General features: G+C 65.5%; 10 protein-coding genes and 2 pseudogenes. 10 read left to right on the top strand and 2 right to left on the bottom strand.

Features of this window, described 5'->3' with window-relative positions; all coding sequences use genetic code 11:
- Window positions 1-103: 103 nt before the first annotated feature.
- The 9 genes and pseudogenes from mmsA to G9E11_RS13415 all read left to right on the top strand — a co-directional run bounded on the left by mmsA (window position 104) and on the right by G9E11_RS13415 (window position 10,695).
- Window positions 104-1,660: a multiple monosaccharide ABC transporter ATP-binding protein gene (mmsA, locus tag G9E11_RS13455; protein WP_190606504.1), complete on the top strand. Its 1,557-nt coding sequence runs from the start codon at window positions 104-106 to the stop codon at window positions 1,658-1,660.
- Between the two features lie 44 nt (window positions 1,661-1,704).
- Window positions 1,705-2,982 carry a multiple monosaccharide ABC transporter permease gene (gene mmsB / locus G9E11_RS13450; RefSeq protein ID WP_190606502.1) on the top strand — a complete coding sequence of 426 codons (1,278 nt, stop codon included), beginning with the start codon at window positions 1,705-1,707 and terminating at the stop codon, window positions 2,980-2,982.
- Window positions 2,983-3,037: 55 nt separating this feature from the next.
- Window positions 3,038-4,138: a substrate-binding domain-containing protein gene (locus G9E11_RS13445; protein WP_190606500.1), complete on the top strand. Its 1,101-nt coding sequence runs from the start codon at window positions 3,038-3,040 to the stop codon at window positions 4,136-4,138.
- A gap of 255 nt (window positions 4,139-4,393) precedes the next feature.
- A pseudogene (locus G9E11_RS21165) lies at window positions 4,394-4,608 on the top strand (hypothetical protein); the annotation flags it as partial.
- Window positions 4,605-5,674 (top strand): annotated as a pseudogene (locus G9E11_RS13435) (Gfo/Idh/MocA family protein). The pseudogenes G9E11_RS21165 and G9E11_RS13435, both read left to right, overlap by 4 nt.
- A 121-nt stretch (window positions 5,675-5,795) precedes the next feature.
- The gene (locus tag G9E11_RS13430; RefSeq protein WP_190606498.1) at window positions 5,796-6,998 is read left to right on the top strand and encodes a hypothetical protein; all 1,203 of its coding nucleotides are present in this window, start codon (window positions 5,796-5,798) and stop codon (window positions 6,996-6,998) included.
- Window positions 6,999-7,085: 87 nt separating this feature from the next.
- Complete coding sequence (locus G9E11_RS13425) at window positions 7,086-8,705, top strand: hypothetical protein (protein WP_190606496.1); 1,620 nt, start codon at window positions 7,086-7,088, stop codon at window positions 8,703-8,705.
- Between the two features lie 329 nt (window positions 8,706-9,034).
- A complete protein-coding gene (locus G9E11_RS13420) occupies window positions 9,035-10,156 on the top strand; it encodes a serine/threonine-protein kinase (protein ID WP_246468958.1) in 1,122 nt (373 codons plus the stop codon).
- Window positions 10,153-10,695, top strand: a complete 543-nt coding sequence (locus G9E11_RS13415; protein WP_190606493.1) for a mucin-associated surface protein — start codon at window positions 10,153-10,155, stop codon at window positions 10,693-10,695. Before G9E11_RS13420 ends, G9E11_RS13415 begins: the two co-directional genes overlap by 4 nt.
- A gap of 75 nt (window positions 10,696-10,770) precedes the next feature.
- Here the strand turns inward: G9E11_RS13415 and G9E11_RS13410 are convergent, their stop codons facing one another.
- Entirely contained in the window at window positions 10,771-12,987 is a 2,217-nt protein-coding gene (locus G9E11_RS13410) for a catalase (RefSeq protein ID WP_190606491.1), read from the bottom strand.
- Window positions 12,988-13,261: 274 nt separating this feature from the next.
- On the opposite strand from G9E11_RS13410, the gene G9E11_RS13405 reads away from it, so the two are divergent.
- A complete protein-coding gene (locus tag G9E11_RS13405) occupies window positions 13,262-14,143 on the top strand; it encodes an SRPBCC family protein (protein ID WP_190606489.1) in 882 nt (293 codons plus the stop codon).
- Window positions 14,144-14,256: 113 nt separating this feature from the next.
- On the opposite strand, the gene G9E11_RS13400 is transcribed toward G9E11_RS13405, so the two are convergent.
- Window positions 14,257-16,476: an NADP-dependent isocitrate dehydrogenase gene (locus G9E11_RS13400; protein WP_190606486.1), complete on the bottom strand. Its 2,220-nt coding sequence runs from the start codon at window positions 16,474-16,476 to the stop codon at window positions 14,257-14,259.
- Between the last annotated feature and the right edge of the window lie 56 nt (window positions 16,477-16,532).

Raw genomic sequence — 16,532 nt, 5'->3', positions numbered from 1 at the left:
AATACTTGACGACAAGGGCATGCTCCATCTACTTTTTTCATCAGACGGCCCTGCGGATTGCAGGGAAGACAACGAAGTCAATGCATTGGAGGCGTAAGGGCATATGACGTCCCTCAACACGCAGAGCGAGCCGGTTCTCTTGGAGATGCGGTCCATCACCAAGGAATTCCCGGGCGTTAAAGCCTTGTCCGATGTGAACCTGGTGGTGAAGGCCGGGGAGATCCACGCGATCTGCGGGGAAAACGGCGCCGGAAAGTCCACCCTCATGAAGGTCCTCTCCGGCGTGTACCCCTACGGCAGCTACAACGGCGACATCGTGTACCAAAACGAGGTGCAGCAGTTCAAGGACATTCGGGCCAGCGAACACGCCGGCATCGTGATCATCCACCAGGAACTGGCGCTCATCCCGGAGCTCTCCATCACGGAGAACATCTTCCTGGGCAACGAACCGGTCAAGCGCGGAGTGATCGACTGGGCCGAAGCCCGCACCCGCTCCCGCGAGCTGCTCGCCCGGGTGGGCCTGCGCGAGGACCCGGACACCCCGATCAAGGAAATCGGCGTCGGCAAGCAGCAGCTGGTGGAGATCGCCAAGGCGCTGAACAAGTCCGTGAAGCTCCTCATCCTGGACGAGCCGACTGCCGCACTGAACGAATCCGACTCCCAGCACCTGCTGGACCTGATCCTCGGCCTGAAGGGCCGCGGCATCACGTCCATCATCATTTCCCACAAGCTCAACGAGATCGAACAGATCGCCGACTCCATCACCATCATCCGTGACGGCAAGTCGATCGAGACGCTCAACGTGAAGGCCGACGGCGTCGACGAGGACCGCATCATCAAGGGCATGGTGGGGCGCACCCTGGAATCGCGGTTCCCGGACCACGAACCCAAGATCGGGGAGGTCCTGTTCGAGGTCAAGGGCTGGACGGTCGGGCACCCGCAGGTGCAGGACCGCCTGGTCTGCAAGGGTTCAAACTTCTTCGTCCGCCGCGGTGAGATCGTCGGTTTCGCCGGTCTGATGGGCGCCGGCCGCACCGAACTGGCGCGGTCAGTGTTCGGCCGTTCCTACGGCCGCTTCATCAGCGGCCAGATCTACAAGAACGGCAAGGAACTCCACCTGAAGAACGTCAAGCAGGCCATCGACGCCGGCCTGGGCTACGTCACGGAGGACCGGAAGTCGCTGGGCCTGAACCTGCTGGATGACATCAAGACCACCACCGTCTCGGCGGCTCTGAAGAAGATCACCAAGGGCCTGGTGGTCGATGCGAACAAGGAATTCACGGTGGCCGAGCAGTACCGCAAGTCCCTGCGGACCAAGACGCCGTCCGTGGAGGAGGGCGTGGCCAAACTGTCCGGCGGGAACCAGCAGAAGGTGGTCCTGGCGAAGTGGATGTTCACGGACCCGGACCTGCTGATCCTTGATGAGCCCACCCGCGGCATCGACGTCGGGGCCAAGTACGAGATCTACGGGATCATCCAGCAGCTGGCCAACCAGGGCAAGGGCGTCATCGTGATCTCCTCCGAACTCCCCGAACTGCTGGGACTCTCCGACCGCATCTACACCATCTTCGAAGGCTCCATCACCGGCGTCCTGGACAAGGACGACGCCAGCCAGGAAAGCCTGATGAAACTCATGACCTCCGCCCGAAAAACCGCCTGACCCTCTGGAACCCTCCAGAACCTTCCAGACCAAGGACTGACAAAATGAACGCGCTCAAGAAGCTCTTTGGCGGCAACACCCGCCAATTCGGCATGATCTTCGCCCTGGTGGCGCTGATCATCTTCTTCCAATTCGCTACCCAGGGCCGCACGCTGACGCCGGGCAACGTGATCAACCTTTTCAACGGCAACTCCTACATCCTGATCCTGGCCATCGGCATGGTGCTGGTGATCATCGCCGGCCACATCGACCTGTCAGTCGGATCCGTGGCGGCGTTCGTCGGCGTCACGGTGGCACTTGCCATCCGGGACTGGGGCATCCCCTGGTACGCCGGCATTCTGCTGGGCCTCGCCCTCGGTGCCCTGATCGGGGCGTGGCAAGGGTTCTGGACCGCCTACGTGGGCATACCCGCGTTCATCGTCACCCTGGCCGGCATGCTCCTGTTCCGCGGCTTCAACCAGTTCGTCGGCAAGTCCAACACCATCCCCGTCCCGTCCGACTTCCAGTACATCGGCTCCGGCTACCTTCCGGAGGTCGGCCCGAACACCGGCTTCAACAACCTGACCCTGCTGCTGGGCCTGCTCGCCGTCGCGTTCGTGGTGTTCAGCGAACTCCGCAGCCGCCGCACCGCGAAGGCCCTCGGCGCTGAGGTACCCGAGGGCTGGGTGGTGGCCACCAAGCTCATCTTGGTCTGCGGCGCGATCCTTTACGCCACCTACCTGTTCGCCACCGGCCGCCCGGGCACATCCTTCCCCATCCCCGGCCTCATCCTCGCCGTCCTGGTCCTGATCTACGGCTTCATTGCCTCCAAGACCGTCGTCGGCCGCCACATCTACGCCGTGGGTGGCAACCGCCACGCCGCCGAACTCTCCGGCGTCCAGTCCAAGAAGGTCAACTTCCTGGTCATGATGAACATGGCCATCCTGGCCGGCCTCGCCGGCATGATCTTCGTGGGCCGCTCCACGGCATCCGGCCCGTTCGACGGCGTCGGCTGGGAACTTGATGCCATCGCCGCGGTGTTCATCGGCGGTGCAGCAGTCACCGGCGGCGTCGGCACCGTGATCGGCTCGATTGTCGGTGGCCTGGTCATGGCCGTGCTGAACAATGGTCTGCAGCTCCTCGGCGTGGGCGCCGACCTGACCCAGATCATCAAGGGCCTGGTCCTGCTGATCGCCGTCGCGTTCGATGTCTACAACAAGAGCCAGGGCAAGCGCTCCATCATCGGCATGCTGACCCAGGGCTTCAACCGCCCCAGCGGCGGCACCCCGCTCCAGCCCGACGAAGTGACTTCCACCAAGGAAACTATCTCCCGGGAAGCCTGAGCACCGCCCGCTCCCCGGATGCATTTCCCACCCCTATAGAAAGTGAACCGAGCACATGCGAATGATTGGTAAGGCAGGAAAGGCGGCAGCAATCGCTGCCATTGCGGCACTGGCGCTGACAGCCTGCGGCCGTTCCGACACAGGTACGACGGGCGGCGGCACCGCCGGCGGTGAGGCGTTCCCCAAGGACTCCTCGATCGGCGTCGCGCTCCCCCAGAAGACCAGTGAGAACTGGGTCCTGGCGGAGAAGCTGTTCAATGACGGGCTGACCCAGGCCGGGTTCAAGGCGGACGTCCAGTTCGCCAACGGCGGCGTCTCGGAACAGCAGAACCAGATCAGCGCCATGATCACCAAGGGCGCCAAGGTCATCGTCGTCGGCGCTATCGACGGCGCGCAGCTCGGCACCCAGCTGAAGCAGGCCAAGGACGCCGGCGCCACCATCATCGCCTACGACCGCCTGCTGCTGAACACCGAGAACGTGGACTACTACGTGGCCTACGACAACTTCAAGGTGGGCGAGCTGCAGGGCAAGGCGCTGCTGGACGGCATGAAGGCCAAGAAGCCCAACGGCCCGTACAACATCGAGCTCTTCGCCGGTTCCCCTGACGACGCCAACGCCAAGGTCTTCTTTGACGGCGCCATGAGCGTCCTGAAGCCGAAGATCGACGACGGCACCCTCAAGGTGGTTTCCGGCCAGAAGACCTTCGAACAGGCCGTCACCCAGGGCTGGAAGGCAGAAAACGCCCAGCGCCGTGCCGACACCCTCCTGACGGGCAGCTACACCTCCGCTTCACTGGACGGCGTGCTTTCCCCGAACGACACGCTGGCCCGCGCGGTGCTGACCGCCGTCAAGGCCGCCGGCAAGCCGCTTCCGGTGGTCACCGGGCAGGACTCCGAGGTTGAATCGGTCAAGTCCATCATGGCCGGCGAGCAGTACTCCACCATCAACAAGGACACCCGCAAGCTCGTTGAGCACGCGATCGTCATGGTCAAGGACATCCAGGCCGGCAAGAAGCCTGAAATCAACGACGACAAGTCCTACAACAACAAGGTCAAGACCGTTCCCGCCTACCTGCTGGAGCCGGTCATCGTGACCAAGGAAAACGTCAAGACGGCCTACGTGGACGATCCGGTTCTCGGCCCGATCACCAAGTAACACCGCAGACGCAGACGCTGCAGAGCCCCGGCTCCCCCCGCACGTGACCAGTTCACAAGGGAGGGCCGGGGCTCTTGCTTTGCCACGTGACGCTCTCTCACTTCCTGCAACCCCTGACCTGACGCTCTCTCACATTTCGCGTGTCCCGGCTTCACAGCGCAAACATAGGTTCGGCCCGTTTGCGCACAGCAGCGGGCACCAGTGTGGGATCCGAAGCCGACCAATCCTCCGGCATGCGATCCCAAGGAGTGCAGTGAGCAGACCGGCGAGCACATCATCGAGCTGCTCAGCTCCCTCAGCCGCGACCACAACACCACCATTCTGGTGGTCACGCACGACCGCACGCTCGCCAACAAGACCGGACCGCCGGTTCCGGCTGCAAGGGCAGGCTGACGGACCCCGATCCCTCCTCACGTTTCGCTGGTTTTGACGCAACGCTCCCGCACCCGGGTGAGAGGATGGCGTCATGACGTCACCGATCGCCAAGCCGTGGCTCTTCAGCCAGTCCAACCAGGATCCCCTTGCCGCCACCGGCCGCCGGCTGCGTTGGGGAGTCATTGCAACCGGACGGATCGCTTCCCTCGTGTCGCGGGACCTGGCACTTCTGGAGGACGCGGCACTTTACGCCGTCAGCTCCCGCGCCCAGCACAGCGCGGATGCTTTTGCTGCCGAGTTCGGCTTTGCCGTGGCGTACGGGGACGACGGCGGACAGCACGGCTTTGAACGACTCCTCGCCGACGACTCGGTGGATGTCGTTTACGTGGCCACCCCGCACGCCCAGCACCACAGGGTGGTGTTGGCTGCGTTGCGGGCGGGCAAGCACGTGCTCTGCGAAAAGGCGTTCACCATCAACGCCCGCGAAGCGTCCGAGCTGATCGACGTGGCCCGCGAGAAGAAGCTGTTCCTGATGGAGGCCGTGTGGAGCCGCTTCCTGCCCAGCATGCAGAGGGCCTTCGAGATCGCGCATTCCGGCGAACTCGGAACCGTCCAGTGGGTAACGGCGGATCTCGGCTTTCCGGCGCCCTACTCTCCCACCGCCCGGCTTTGGGCCGTCCAGGACGGAGGCGGCGCGCTTCTGGACATCACCGTCTACCCGCTGCTGTGGGCCCTCGGCACCCTGGGTTTCCCGCAGACGGTCAGTGCCATGGGCACTTTGAACGACGACGGCGTGGACGCCCAGAATGCGCTCACGCTGGGATACCACCACGGCGCCCAGGCACAGCTCACCTCGTCCCTGCTCGCCCATGGCCCCCGCGCCGCAACGGTTGCTGGCAGCTTGGGGTACCTGCAGACACTCGGCTCGATCAACAACCCCAAAAACTGGTGGTGGGAATCGGGCAGGAGACACCGCGAACGGAACACTTCGAGGTGACGGGCCGGGGCTACACGTACGAGCTTCGTGAGGTGACGCGGCGCGTCCAGCAGGGCCTCACCGAGAGCCCGGTCATGCCACTGGAGGACTCGCTGAATACGATGCGGCTGTTCGACGGCGTGCGTGCCCAGCTCGGTGTCGCGTATCCGAACGATGCTCACTAAGGAGCCCTTCCGGACCTTCATCCAATCGAAAGAAATACTCTCCCGGGTCTGGACTCTCACTTTGGGCCAGGCTTAGGCTGTAGTCGATCGTCGATTCATTCGGTGAGGGGGTGTGTTGAGCATGGCCATTGAAGCTTTGTCGTGGTCTGCACTGCGCCCCTTGCGCCCGGTTCTTTTGGCTGGCGCCGCTGCTGTGGCATGGCTGGCGGTATCCGCCCCGGCCGCCGACGCCGACAATTCACACCTATCTGATTCGATTGGCGGCAGCATTTCCTCGGCTGTCTCGTCCGTCGAAGGCAGTACGGACAGCGTGGCGGGAACCGTTGGCGCGCTGGTCTCCGGGAACGCACATGAAGCCCCCGCCGCTGCTCAGCCCACGCCGGCTGTGGCTCCCCTGCCGCTTCCGGCCATCGATCCGGCAGCCCTCCCGGCATCATTGCCGGCTACGGTTGCGCCGACGCCGGCCGAACAGCAGCCGGTTGTTGTGCCTCCACCTGTTACTCCCGTTCCTTCCACGCCAGCGCCACCCGTCGCCGTCGTTGCGCCGGTTGTGGCGTCCATTGTGGAGCCCGTTGACGCCGCTCTCGGCGGACTGCCTCTGGGCGAGGCGCTTGCTGATGACACCTTGGCTGGAGTCACCGGCCCCGTAGCCTCCGTTGCTGATGGGGCACTGACGGGGACGGCTGAAACTGTCACGAAGCCGGTGGCCGAGACCGTTAAGCCAGTAGCCGAGGTCGTGGAACCAGTAACCGACGCCGTGAGCCCGGTGACTGATGCCCTCCCTGCCGAGCTTCCCGTCGAGACGGTCACTGACGCGCTCACTCAGGCGCCCCCTCTGACTGCACCTGTCACTGCACCCGCCACGGACGTCGTGGCGGGCCTTGTCGCGGCTCCAGAACGGCTCCCCGCAGTTGACCTCGCCGAAACGAAGCAAATTCCCGCAAGTCCAGAGGCCCCGTTTGGCGTCGCCGCCGGGCCCTCGGTGGTGTCCGCGCTGCCTATTCAACCGGCCGTCGGATCACCGGCTCATTTCAGCCACCCTGTAGCGCCGAAAGCTGCCAACCCGACGGGGTCCGCGCCAGAGGTACCTGCCCGCGGAGACTCGCCGTCCGGTGAAGACCGCACGCCGTCACCGGAGGCGTTGCTTCCGGCTCCGGCCTCAGGCTCGGGAAGCGGCACGTCATCCGGTGGCCCTTCCGCTTCGGCCGCCTGGCTGAACAGCCCCTTTGAATACCTGCCGCTCATGGGCTTTGTCCCGGTCAGCGGCCCCCTTCAGCATGTTCCTTCGCCGGTGGCCATCGACCCCGGCTCCTCTCCTGACTAGTTGGGCCCCTTCTGCCTCCCTGCGGCAGTCACACGGCCAATCGGGTTGCCATGAGCACCTGACAACAACTTTTCAGGAGACATCACAATGCACCAGACAGTTCGCAGGGGCCTATTAGGCACCCTCTTTGCCGGCGGGCTACTTGCCCTCGGCGCTACCGCGGCGAGCGCGGACACCACTGCCACGGCCGCGGTCTATATCGCGTCTGAAACCGCTTCGGCGGACCTAAATGCTTCGACGTCGCTGGGTCTGCTGGGTGGCCCAGCGCCGTCGAATTCTTCCGCGGTCAGCGTCAATGCCGACCTCGGCACCGGTACCGGTACCCCGAATGGCAGCACTGCCGCCGTGGAACCGGCCGCCGCGGCCCTGGTCGACGTGAACCTCGGTGGGACCGGAACGGGAACTGGGACGGCTGCTCCTCCGGCAGACGCCACCGCCCTGGTCGACGTCAACCTCGGCAACACCCAGGCGACAGGAACCGACACCACCGTTCCCGCAGCCGACGCCACCGCCCTGGTCGACGTCAACCTCGGCAACACCCAGGCGACAGGAACCGACACCACCGTTCCCGCAGCCGACGCCACCGCCCTGGTCGACGTCAACCTCGGAAACACGACGGGAACGGGTAGCACGGTTCCGGCCGCCGACGTAGCAGCCGCACTCGACGTCAACCTCGGCAACACCGCCGGCACGGGAACCGGCACCATAGTTCCCGCAGCCGACGTAGCAGCCGCACTCGACGTCAACCTCGGCAACACCCAGGCGACAGGAACCGACACCACCGTTCCCGCAGCCGACGCAACCGCCCTGGTCGACGTCAACCTCGGCAACACCCAGGCGACAGGAACCGACACCACCGTTCCCGCAGCCGACGCAACCGCCCTGGTCGACGTCAACCTCGGAAACGCAGCACCCGGAACGGGCACCACTGTTCCTGCCGCTGACGTAGCAGCCGCGCTCGACGTCAACCTTGGCAACACCGCCGGCACGGGAACCGGCACCATAGTTCCCGCAGCCGACGTAGCAGCCGCACTCGACGTCAACCTCGGCAACACCGCCGGCACCGGGACCGACACCACCGTTCCCGCAGCCGACGTAGCAGCCGCACTCGACGTCAACCTCGGCAACACGGGTTCCCTCGGAAGTGGTGCTGAAGGCACCGTTGACCTCGGGCTCGGTACGGGAACTGATGCATCCGTAGACCTGGGTGTTGACCTGGGCATCGGCCTTGGCGAAGGGACCGTGACGACGCCGCCCGCTGTTGATCCGGGTGATGGAACCGGCAACGGCTCCGATCTGGGTGATGGAACGGATGGAACCGGTACCGATGGAGCCGGAACCGGAACCGACGGCACGGGCACTGATGGAGCCGCCGCAGACGGAAACGGAACCGGCGGTAGTGGAACCGGCACCGAGACTGCCGGCACCGACGGCAATGGAACCGGCACCGACACGACCGGTGGAGCCGCAGCTGGCACCGACAATGGCACCATGACCACGACAACTGGTGCTGCTGCCATCCTGCCGGCCGGTTCGCTGACCACAGGCGCCTCGGGATCGGCAAGCACCGCAACCATGGCCACGGGAAACATGGCCACCGCACAGCAGACGCTCGCCAACACTGGAGCCGACGCCGGGCTGCTGCCTCTCGCCCTGGTCCTGCTCGCGATCGGCGCGCTGCTGGTGATCCGCAGGAGGAAGGCCTAACACTCCGGATCCTGTCCGGACAGGAATAAACCGCACTTCGTCGGCGGTCCGCATCGCGGCAGTCCTTTGGACTACCGGATGCCGGGCCGCCGGCGAAGCCGCGCCCCCGCCCGCGGGGTGCCGGCCCACGGGGAGAGAACCCGGGTGTTCGGGAACCGGGGCCGCCCCGGAATCAACCAGCAGCATCAATTAGTAAGTAGACGTATTACTCTTAACACCGAGCCAGAACTGAGAAGGACGGCAACGTGTTGAAAGAAACGCACAGCGGGGTGTCAACGGATGTACTGGGCGGGCGCTACCTGCTGGGTGGGGTGATCGGACGCGGCGGCATGTCGACGGTCTACACGGCCAGCGACCAGAACCTGGGCAGGGACGTGGCCCTGAAGCTCTTCGCCCCCCAGGCTGCAGATGCCGATGAGCTCAAACGCCAGGAAGCCGAGATCCGGCTCCTGGCGACGCTGAACCATCCCAGTCTTGTCACGCTATTCGACGCCGGCGTGGATACCCGCGTCCCGGACCAGCCCCGGCCCTTCCTCACGATGGAACTTGTGGACGGGCAGGACCTGCGCAGCCGCCTCCGGCATAGCCGAGTTCCGCTCGAGGAGGTTGCTGTCATCGGCGCCGGGGTCGCGGATGCCCTAGCCTACGTTCACGGGCTGGGCATCATCCACCGCGACATCAAACCCGCCAACATTCTCCTCATCCAGGTCCGTCCCGGCGAACCGGTGCGGCCGAAACTGACGGACTTCGGCATTGCCCGGATCGTGGACGGGACCCGCCTCACGGCCACCGGCACCATGGTGGGCACGGCAGCGTATCTGAGCCCTGAGCAGGCGATGGGCTCCCCGCTTTCGCCCGCGTCAGACATCTATTCGCTCGGCCTCGTGCTGCTTGAATGCATCAAGGGCACGGTTGAGTATCCGGGCAGCGCGGTGGAATCGGCAGTGGCCCGGCTGCATCGGGCCCCTGAAATCCCTGCCGACCTGCCCGCACAATGGCAGCACCTGCTGGCCTCTATGACCGCCCTCGACCCGCTGGAGCGGCCCTCCGCAGCGGACTTGGAAGTGGCTCTTCGGCACGCCCTCGTTTCACCGGACTCCGCTCCCGGAGACCTGGCCGAGGAGCACACCCGCGTTCTCCCCGCACTCCCGTCGCGGCCGCCGTCGATTCTTCCGGTCGGGGTTTCTGAAAAGGAGTCCACCGCCAAAACGACGGCCAAGACACAGTCAGCTACTCCCGGCCGGAACAGCCGCGCGGCCGGCAGGAAACGCCGGAGCCGGCGCTTTCGGATTGGCTCCGCCCTTGCGGCGGCAGCCCTGCTTGGCGGAGCAGCCGCCGTGACCGTGGCCGCCAACTCAACTGAAACGCCGCCCGACGTCGTTCCTTACCCCAGCGTGAGCGGCACCTTGGGTGACCATCTCGTGGAGCTGCAAAGGAGCGTTGAACCATGAGCCCCAGCCGGGCACCGGCCGTGTGGCGCCGGGCGATCACCGTCCTCACCGGGTGCATGTTGGCGGCCGGACTGACCGGCTGCGCGGGCGCCGCCCCGGAGCTCGAGATAAACGCGGCGGCAAAGTTTCAGCAGCAGGTCCTGGAGGTCACCAGGTCTGCGGCGGGAAGCAACCCCGCCGCCGCACTGAAGTCCCTTGACCGTCTCTCCTCTGAACTGGATGCCGCGGCGGCTGCCGGGCAGGTTTCCTTCAAACGCCACCGGAGCATAACGGCGGCCATCAAATCCGTGCGGGCCGACCTCACGGCAGCGCAGGCGCAGGCAGCCAGAAAGGCGGCTGCGGAGGTGGCTGCCCAGCCTGCCGCTGCGAGGCCCACGGCAGCCCCGAAACCCTCGCCGACGGCTGCGCCCGCAGTGGTGGTCCCGGCTCCCGCACCTGCCCCCGTGCCGGCTCCCGCCAGCAACGGACGGCAGGACAACTCCGGCAAGGGCAACTCGGAGGGGAACAAGGACAAAGGTTCGGGCAAGAAGAAGGACTAGTCCCCCTTGGGGGACCAGCCCTTTTTCTTACTCGATCAGGAAGCTTTTACGCCGTTCAGAAAGCTTCGTCGCCCGTCAGGAAGCAGCTGCCGGGAACCGCTCCCACGCCCGGTGGGCGGCCAAAAGCTCCTGTATCTGCGGAACCACTTGCCCGGCGTTGTCGCCCAGCACCACGCCGGCCGCATCGTCCGGAATACTGGCAGCATCCACCCCTGCGGAGCCGGATCCCCACGCTCCGATGGCCTTGGCGTGGCGGAAGGCCTCTGACAGCAGCAGCACGATCCGCGGATCAAGCGAAGCACCGGGTTCACCGGCCTTCGCATCGAGCCCCTGTTCGGCGTCGGCCGCCGGCTCACCTGATCCTGCCACGATGACCGCGTCGAATTCGGTGGAGCGGGCGGTGAGGTAGGTCCGCTGAACCGGGATTCCGCCGTCGGCCTCTCCCCCGAGCGTCCCGCCGGACGGCGCGATCACGAGCGGCACGATGCCGGCATCGTCGAGCGCCTTGCGGGCATCCCGCACAGCCTCCAGATCGCTGGACTCGTCCGCCACGATTCCGACGACGCGGCCGGCCACGGGCCAGGTCTTCCCCAGCTGGGACACGGCGGGACTGGGCTGGGCGTCCGGCACGTCCTCGGTGGCCTCGGGGGCGGGCATGCCGAGACCGCGGGCGACGGCCGCGCACAGCGAGGCATCGATGTTGGCCAGCGCGAGCAGCTGGCGCTCACGGACCGGCTTCTCGTAGCACTTGCCCAGTTCGAACGTGTAAGCCTGGATCACGTGGTCCTGCTCCACCGGCGTGAGGCTCCGGAAGAACAGCCGCGGCTGGCTGTAGTGATCATCGAAGGAAGCGGGATTCCTCCGCTGCTTGATGGCTTCCGCCACCGCTTCCGGGACATCCACGAACGCCCCCAGGTCTGCCCCGGCCTTGAACGGGCAGCCGCCGTCGAGGGAATTGGGCCGGTAGGGCGCTACCCCGGCGTGGACGGCCGTCTGATGCATGCCCTCGCGCAGCATGTCGTTGACCGGAGCCTGCGGACGGTTGATGGGGATCTGGGCGAAGTTCGGCCCGCCCAGCCGCGAGATCTGGGTGTCCAGGTAGGAGAACAGCCTGACCTGCAGCAGCGGGTCATTGGTGACGTCGATGCCCGGCACGAGGTGCCCCGGGTGGAAGGCCACCTGCTCCGTTTCCGCGAAGTAATTGACCGGGTTGGCGTTGAGCGTCATCACGCCGATCGGCTGCACCGGGGCGAGCTCCTCAGGCACAAACTTTGTGGGGTCAAGCAGGTCGATCCCCTCGAACATCTGGTCTTCGGTGTCGGGGAAGGTCTGGATGCCCAGCTCCCACTCCGGGTAGGCGCCGGCCTCAATCGCATCGGCCAGGTCCCGCCGGTGGAAGTCCGGATCCATGCCGTTGATGATCTGGGCCTCCTCCCAGACCAGCGAGTGCACGCCCTGCTTCGGCTTCCAGTGGAACTTGACGAGCGTCGTGGCGCCGGCGGCGTCAACCAGGCGGAAGGTGTGGACGCCGAAGCCTTCCATGGTCCGGTAGGAGCGCGGAATCCCGCGGTCGGACATGTTCCACATGGTGTGCGCCTGTGCCTCGGTGTGCAGGGACACGAAGTCCCAGAACGTGTCATGGGCGCTCTGGGCCTGCGGGATGTCGCGGTCCGGATGGGGCTTTGCGGCGTGCACGATGTCCGGGAACTTGATCCCGTCCTGAATGAAGAACACGGGAATGTTGTTACCCACGAGGTCGTAGGTTCCCTCGTCCGTGTAGAACTTGGTGGAGAAACCCCGCGTGTCACGGACGGTGTCGGCGGACCCGCGCGAACCCAGCACCGTGGAGAACCTGACGAACACCGGCGTTTCGACATCCTTGGCGAGAAAGCCTGCACGGGTAATGTTGGCGGCCGTGCCATACGAACGGAAGACCCCGTGGGCACCGGCGCCCCGGGCGTGCACCACGCGCTCCGGAATCCTTTCGTGGTCGAAGTGGGTGATCTTCTCCCGGAGGTGGTGGTCCTGGAGCAGGATCGGACCCCGAGGCCCGGCCTTCAGCGAGTGGTCTGTATCCGCCAGTCGGAGCCCCTGTGCGGTGGTCAGGTACTGGCCGGACTGCGCCCGGGAGTGTTCCGGCGCACCGGTGGGGCTGCCGGTCGGAGACACCGCTTCCGGCCCCTGCTGGTCCGGCTTGGGCGGCAACGGCTCCCGCGGGGTGGTGGGTTCGACGACGGCGGGTTGCTCGCCTGCCGGCGCTCCCGGGATGTTGATAACTGGTTCTTCAGGCACAGAGAGGATCCTTTCCGAAACGGCGGCCTAGCGGGGCTCGGCCTAGGCGCTGGGCACCCGGCCGGAAGATAAGCCTGCTTAGTACCCTATGAAAACGTGTGGCCTCCCACAACCGCGTGCCGTCATCTGGGCCCGCCTGAGCTTCATAGTCAGCAGGCTTAGTTTCGCTCTTCAAATGCCGACGGCTTCCCGCTACGTTGGAGGTGTTCCATCCGAACAATGGCAATCAGAACCACGGGCCCAGCCGCCCGTACGCCGAAGGAGTGAACCAAGCATGGCAACTGTCCAGGAATCGATAACCGTCGATGTCCCCGTACGCCAGGCCTACAACCAATGGACCCAGTTTGAGGATTTCCCCAATTTCATGAGCGGCGTCGACGCCGTCCGCCAGCTCGACGACACCACTGTTCATTTCGAAACCAGCATCGCCGGTGTGAAGCGCGAGTACGACGCCCAGATCACCGTCCAGGAGCCGGACCAACGGGTCACGTGGGAGAGCCTGAACGAGCCCCGCAATGCCGGCACTGTATGGTTCGAGTCCCTGGGCGCCAACGAAACCAAGGTGAACGTCGAGCTGACGTGGGAGCCCGAATCCGCGATGGAGAAGCTCGGTGCGGCCACCGGGCTCGATTCCCGGCAGGTCGCGTCGGATCTGAGGAAGTTCAAGAAGTTCATCGAGGAACGCGACACGGAAACCGGCGCCTGGCGTGAAAGCGTCAGCGGTGGCGAGGTGGAAGGTGATGCGGGCTCGACGGCGGCTGGCATGGGAGGCGGCATGGGAACCGGTCTTGGTGGTGGCACCGGGGCCGGGACGGGTGCCGGGACAACGGGTGCCGGGACAACGGGTGCCGGCGTCGGAGCCGGAGCGGGCGGTGCTGGAACGGTAGGGACCGGCGTCGGCATGGGCACTACAGCGGCCGGCGGCAACGGCGACCCGGGCGCAAGCACCGGCTACTCCGAGGGGGCCGGCATGGACGCGGTCCCGGGCCGCAGCTACGAATCAGGCGACGCCTACGACGCCTCAGCAACCGAGCGGCCCGTCAGCACCGACCCAGACATGGCGGTCGACGCCCCGTATGGTGACGACGACACCGGCGAGCCACGGAATGAAACCCGGCACACGGACACCCGCCGCGACGACATCCCCGACCGGTAGGTCAGTTTCCAAACCGCTAGCAGTCCCGGCAAGCAAAGAAGCGCCCCGCCACTCAAACGAGTGGCGGGGCGCTCCTACTGCTCAGCTCTACGACTCAGTCGAGAGTCAGAGAATCAGCTCAGCGTGGCAACGATCTTGTTGAGCGTCGCCGACGGCCGCATGACGGCGGCAGCCTTCACGGCGTCCGGGCGGTAGTAGCCGCCGATGTCCACCGGCTGGCCCTGGACGCCCAGGAGTTCGGAAATGATGGCCTCCTCGTTGGAGGTCAGCGCGTCGGCGACCGATGCGAAGGAGGCTGCCAGCTCGGCGTCCTCGGACTGCTTGGCGAGCTCCTGTGCCCAGTACTGCGCCAGGTAGTAGTGGCTGCCCCGGTTGTCGAGTTCGCCGGCCTTGCGGCTCGGGGACTTGTTCTCGAGCAGGAACGTGCCGGTGGCGCGGTCCAGGGTGTCGGCCAGGACCTGCGCGCGGGCGTTGTCCGTGGTGTTGGCCAGGTGTTCGAAGCTGACGGCCAGTGCCAGGAATTCACCCAGGCTGTCCCAGCGCAGGTGGTTTTCCTTCAGCAGCTGCTGGACGTGCTTCGGGGCGGAGCCGCCGGCCCCGGTCTCGAAGAGGCCGCCGCCGTTGATCAGCGGAACGATGGACAGCATCTTGGCGCTGGTGCCCAGTTCCAAGATCGGGAAGAGGTCCGTGAGGTAGTCGCGCAGCACGTTGCCGGTGACGGAGATGGTGTCCTCGCCCTTACGGATGCGCTCCAGCGTGAAAGCGGTGGCCTTCACCGGAGACAGAATCTCGATCTGCAGGCCCTCGGTGTCGTGCTCGTGCAGGTATTCGCGGACCTTCTCGATGAGCTTGGCGTCGTGCGCGCGGGTCTCGTCGAGCCAGAACACAGCCGGGGTCTGGGACGCGCGGGCGCGGTTCACGGCCAGCTTCACCCAGTCGCGGATGGGCAGGTCCTTGGTCTGGCAGGCGCGCCAGATGTCGCCCGGGGCAACTTCGTGTTCGATCAAGACGTTGCCCGAGCCGTCGACCACCTGGATCTTGCCGGGGACCTGGGCCTCGAAGGTCTTGTCGTGGCTGCCGTACTCTTCTGCAGCCTGGGCCATGAGGCCGACGTTCGGAACCGTGCCCATGGTGGTGGGGTCGAAGGCGCCGTTGGCGCGGCAGTCGTCGAGGACAACCTGGTAGATGCCGGCGTAGGAGCTGTCCGGGAGGACTGCCAGGGTGTCGGCTTCCTGGCCGTCCGGGCCCCACATGTGGCCGGAGCTGCGGATCATGGCGGGCATCGAGGCGTCCACGATGACGTCGCTGGGGACGTGCAGGTTGGTGATGCCCTTGTCCGAGTCGACCATGGCGATCGCGGGGCCTTCTTCGAGGCCCTTCTTGATGGCGGCCTGAACGCCCTCGCGGACGTCCTCGGGCAGCTCGTCCAGTCCATTGAGGATGGAGGCAAGGCCGTTGTTGGGGCTGAGTCCGGCAGCGGCGAGCTGCTTGCCGTAGGTGTCGAACAGCTCGGAGAAGTAGGCCTTGACCACGTGGCCGAAGATGATGGGGTCGGAGACCTTCATCATGGTGGCCTTCAGGTGTGCGGAGAAGAGCACGCCCTCTTCCTTGGCGCGGGCTACCTGTGCGGCCAGGAATTCGTCCAGGGCAGCGGCGCGCATCACGGTGCCGTCGATGACTTCGCCGGCGAGAACCGGGAAGGCCTTCTTCAGGACCTTGACCGTGCCGTCCTCGCGGACCAGCTGAATTTCGATGGTGCCGTCGGCGGGGACCACCACGGACTTCTCGTTGGAGCGGAAGTCGTTGGCGTCCATGTGGGCCACGTTCGTCTTGGACTCGGGGGTCCAAGCACCCATGGAGTGCGGGTTCTGGCGGGCGTAGTTCTTCACCGACAGTGGTGCGCGGCGGTCCGAGTTGCCTTCACGCAGGACCGGGTTCACAGCGGAGCCCTTGATCTTGTCGTAGCGGGACCGGATGGCGGTCTCTTCGTCGGACGTGGGGTTGTCCGGGTAGTCCGGCAGCTTGTAGCCCTGGGACTGAAGCTCGGCGATGGCGGCCTTCAGCTGCGGCACGGATGCGCTGATGTTGGGCAGCTTGATAATGTTGGCTTCCGGCTTCTTCGCCAGTTCACCGAGTTCAGCCAGGGCGTCGCCGATCTGCTGCTCTTCAGTGAGGTAGTCGCCGAAGACGGCGATGATGCGGCCGGCCAGCGAAATGTCGCGGGTCTCCACCTGCACACCTGCCGTGGACGCGAACGCCTCAATGATCGGCAGGAACGAATATGTGGCCAGCATCGGCGCTTCGTCGGTGTGGGTATAGATAATTTTGGCCATGCTCGGGCGTCTCCCTGAAGGTCGGCTTGTATCTGGTATTCCGGTCTATTTCACCA

The organism is Arthrobacter ipis, assembly GCF_014694315.1.
In the GTDB taxonomy this organism is placed as follows: Bacteria; Actinomycetota; Actinomycetes; order Actinomycetales; family Micrococcaceae; genus Arthrobacter; species Arthrobacter ipis.
Note: the sequence above shows the minus strand (reverse complement) of the source record. Positions and strands in the feature narration are given on the sequence as shown.